At 73.2% G+C, this 4,367-nt stretch carries 2 protein-coding genes; both read right to left on the bottom strand.

The window, feature by feature from the left end:
* Positions 1-3,682 (bottom strand): type I polyketide synthase (locus AQI95_RS43665; RefSeq protein ID WP_159056761.1); only part of this gene is annotated, 3,682 nt, incomplete at its 3' end.
* Between the two features lie 67 nt (positions 3,683-3,749).
* Positions 3,750-4,367, bottom strand: a 618-nt coding sequence (locus AQI95_RS43660; RefSeq protein WP_244189112.1) for a phosphopantetheine-binding protein, incomplete at its 5' end; no start/stop codon positions are given.

The raw sequence follows: 4,367 nt of genomic DNA, 5'->3' as shown, positions 1-4,367 counted from the left end.
CATCGTGCGCACCTGCGCGCTGCCCGAGCTGCTCGGGCGAGAAGGCCCGCAGGGCCAGGCTGTCCACCGTGGCGACCGGCGCACCGGTCGCGTCGGCGATGTCCAGCCGCACCGAGTCCCGGCCGACGCGGGAGAGCCGTACCCGCAGGGCGTCCGCACCCGTGGAGCGGACGGACACGCCGGACCAGGAGAACGGCAGCCGCCCCTGGCCGTTGTCCTCCACCAGCGAGCCGAGGTTGATGGCGTGCAGCACGGAGTCCAGCAGGGCCGGGTGGATCGTGAACCAGGTGGCCTCCGGGGCGGTCTCGCCCGCGAGGGCGACCTCTGCGAAGACCTCCTCGCCCCGGCGCCAGGCGGCCCGCAGACCCTGGAACGCCGGTCCGTAACCGAAGCCGGAGTCCGCGAGCACGCCGTACAGGCCGTCCACGGGGACGGGCTCCGCGCCGGCCGGCGGCCAGGCCGCGAGGTCGAAGGTCTGCGGCTCGGTCTCGTCCTCGGCCAGGACCGCAGTCGCGTTCCGTATCCAGGGCTCGTCGGCCGCCGCTCGGTCGTCGCGGGAGTGGAAGACCACGGAGCGACGGCCCGTGGCGTCGGGTGCCGCGACCGTGATCTGGAGCTCGATGCCGCCGTCCTCGGGGAGGACCAGCGGTGCGGCCAGCGTCAGGTCGTCGACGAGGTCGCAGCCGAGCTGCTCGCCGGCCCGCAGCGCCAGCTCGACGAAGGCTGTGCCGGGCAGGAGAACCGAGCCCATGACCGTGTGGTCCGCGAGCCAGGGGTGGGTGGCCGCCGACAGGCGACCGGTGAGGAGGAGACCGTCGGCGTCGGCCAGGGTCACCGAGGCGCCGAGCAGCGGGTGGTCGGCGGAGCGGAGACCCACGGTGGTGACGTCCGCGCTGAGGGTGCCGGTGTCGAGCCAGTAGTGCTCGCGCTGGAAGGCGTACGTCGGCAGGTCGACGCTCTCGGCTCCGGTACCGGAGTGGTACGCGTGCCAGTCGACGGCAATGCCCCGGACGTGGGCGAGGGCGAGGGCCGCGGTGACGGTCTCGGCCTCGGGGCGGTCCTTGCGGAGGGCGGGGGCGAAGGCAGCGCCCTCGCCCGCTGCACAGTCCTGCGCGAGGGCCGACAGGACGCCGTCGGGACCGAGTTCGAGGTACGTCGTCACGCCCGCGGCCTCCAGGGCCCGGACACCATCGAGGAAGCGGACGCCCTCACGAACATGCCGCACCCAGAAGTCGGCCTCGCCCATCTCCTCGGAGACCAGCGCACCAGTCAGGTTCGACACCACCGGGATCCGCGGGGTCTCGTACGTGAGCCCCTCCGCCACCGCACGGAAGGCGTCGAGCATCCCGTCCATGTGCGGGGAGTGAAAGGCATGACTGACCGTCAGCCGCTTGCTCTTGCGGTCCCCGAAGGCCTCCACCACGGCCAGCGCCGCGTCCTCGTCACCCGCGACGACCACCGACCGCGGCCCGTTGACGGCAGCGATACTCACCCGCCCGGTCAGCAACGGCAGGACCTCGTCCTCCGACGCCTGGAGCGCGATCATCACGCCACCCGACGGCAGCGCCTGCATCAGACGGCCACGCGCGGCCACCAGCGTGCACGCGTCCTCCAGCGACAGGACACCCGCCACATGCGCGGCCGCTATCTCACCGACGGAGTGACCGGCCAGGAAGTCCGGCCGCACGCCCCACGACTCCAGCAGCCGGAACAGCGCCACCTCGACCGCGAACAGCGCCGGCTGCGCATACTCGGTCCGGTCCAGCAGCTCCGCATCCGCCCCGAACAGCACCTCCTTCAGCGGCAGTTCGAGCGACATCCCCGCACACACCGCGTCCAGCGCCTCCTCGAACACCGGGAAGGCCTCGCACAACTCACGCCCCATCCCGAGACGCTGGCTGCCCTGGCCCGTGAACAGGAAGGCCTGCTTGCCCCGGGCTCCGGCCTCGCCCCGGACGATCCGCGTCGAGGCGGTGTCGTCGGACGCCAGTGCCGCGAGGTCGGCCAGGGCATCGCTGTGGTCGCCGGCCAGGACGACGGCGCGGTGTTCGAGGGCGGCGCGGCCGGTGGCCAGGGTGCGGCTGATGTCTTCGGCACGCTGGTCGGGGTGGGCCCGCAGGTGCGTGAGCAGGCGCTCCGCCTGAGCCTGTAGGGACTCTTCCGTACGGGCCGAGAGAGGCCAGGCCACGACGGGGGGTACGACGGCTCGGCGCGGCGCGGCGGTCTCGCCGGACTCGGCCTCGCCGGACTCAGTGGCCTCGGCGGGTTCGGCGGCGTCGGCGGGCTCGGCCGGCGCGGCGGCGGGGGCCTGTTCGATGATGGTGTGCGCGTTGGTGCCGCTGATGCCGAAGGACGACACGGCGGCGCGGCGCGGGCGGCCGGTCTCCGGCCAGTCCACGGTCTCGCGCAGCAGCGACACCGCGCCCGCGGACCAGTCGACCTTGGTCGACGGCTGGTCCACGTGCAGTGTCTTCGGGATCCGCCCGTGCCGGATCGCCATCACCATCTTGATGACGCCCGCGACACCGGCGGCGGCCTGCGTGTGCCCGATGTTCGACTTGATGGAGCCGAGCCAGAGCGGCCGGTCCTCCGTGTGCTCCCGGCCGTACGTGGCCAGCAGGGCCTGGGCTTCGATCGGGTCGCCCAGGGTGGTGCCGGTGCCGTGCGCCTCGACCACGTCGACCTCGGCGGCGGTGAGCCGGGCGTCGGCCAGGGCCTGGCGGATGACCCGCTGCTGGGAGGGGCCGTTCGGCGCGGTCAGGCCGTTGCTCGCGCCGTCCTGGTTGACGGCGGAGCCGCGGACCACGGCCAGCACCCGGTGACCGTTGCGGCGGGCGTCCGAGAGGCGCTCCACGAGGAGCATGCCCGCGCCCTCGCCCCAACCGGTGCCGTCCGCGGCGTCCGCGAAGGACTTGCAGCGCCCGTCGAAGGACAGGCCGCGCTGCCGGCTGAACTCGGTGAAGGTGCCGGGGGTCGGCATGACCGTCACGCCGCCGGCGAGGGCGAGCGAGCACTCGCCCTTGCGCAGGGCCTGCATGGCGAGGTGCAGGGTGACGAGGGAGGACGAGCAGGCCGTGTCGACGGTGAGCGCCGGGCCCTCCAGGCCGAAGGTGTACGAGACTCGGCCGGAGGCGATGCTGCTGGAGGCGCCGGTGCCGAGGTAGCCCTCGACCTCCGGCGGTACGGCCCGCAGGCGGGACGCGTAGTCGTGGTACATGACGCCGGTGAAGACGCCGGTCCGGCTGCCGCGCATGGACGTCGGGTCGATGCCCGCCCGCTCGAAGGCCTCCCACGAGGTCTCCAGCAGGAGCCGCTGCTGCGGGTCCATCGCCAGGGCTTCACGGGGCGAGATCCCGAAGAACTCGGGCTCGAACCGGTTGGCCGAGTGCAGGAAGCCGCCCTCCTGCACGTAGCTCGTGCCCCGCCCGTCGGGGTCCTCGTCGAAGAGGCGGCCCGTGTCCCAGCCCCGGTCGGTCGGGAAGGGGGAGACGGCGTCGGTCTCTCCGGAGACCAGCCGCCACAGGTCCTCGGGGGACTCGACGTCCCCCGGGTAACGGCAGCTCATCCCGATGATCGCGATCGGCTCCTGCTCCTCCGACTCGACCTCCTGGAGCCGGCGGCGCGTCTCGTGGAGATCGGCCGTCACCCGCTTCAGGAAGTACCGGAGCTTTTCCTCGTTCATGCGTGCATCCCTCGTGCAGAAGCCGGACAGTCAGAGTGGTGGGAAGGGGCGGGGCGGAGCTGCCGGGTCATGAGATGCCGAACTCCTTGCCGATGAAGCCGAAGAGGTCGTCGTCGGTCGCGCTCTCCAGGGCCTCGGCGACGCCGGCTCCGTCGGAACCGGTGGCCGGGGCACCGGCCTCGCTCCAGGCGGCCAGCAGGGCCTGGAGGCGTTCGGTGATGCGGTCGCGGCCCGCGTCGTCGGGCGACGACGTGACGAGGGTCTTCTCCAGCCGGTCCAGCTCGGCGAGGAGCGGCGGTACGGCTGCCGCGCCGTCCTGCCACAGCTCGTCCCGCAGGTACTCCACGAGCGCCGTCGGCGTCGGGTAGTCGAAGACGAGCGTGGCGGGGAGCCGGACGCCGGTGGCGGCACCGAGCCGGTTGCGCAGCTCGACGGCGGTCAGCGAGTCGAAGCCGACCTCGTTGAACGACCTTGCGGGGTCGACCGCTTCGGGTCCGGCGAAGCCGAGGACTCCGGCGACGTACGAGCAGACCAGCTCCAGCAGCGCTTCGTCCCGCGCGGCGGGTGCGAGACCGGTGAGGCGCTCGCGCAGCTCCGCTCCGCCGTCCGTGCCGGTGGCGGTGGTGGCCGCGACCCGGCGGGCGGGCGTACGGACGAGGCCGGTCAGCAGCGGCGGGATCATGGC

Source organism: Streptomyces yokosukanensis (assembly GCF_001514035.1).
Lineage (GTDB): Bacteria > Actinomycetota > Actinomycetes > Streptomycetales > Streptomycetaceae > Streptomyces > Streptomyces yokosukanensis.
The sequence above is the reverse complement of the archived record's forward strand: the minus strand, read 5'-3'. Positions and strand labels throughout refer to the sequence as shown.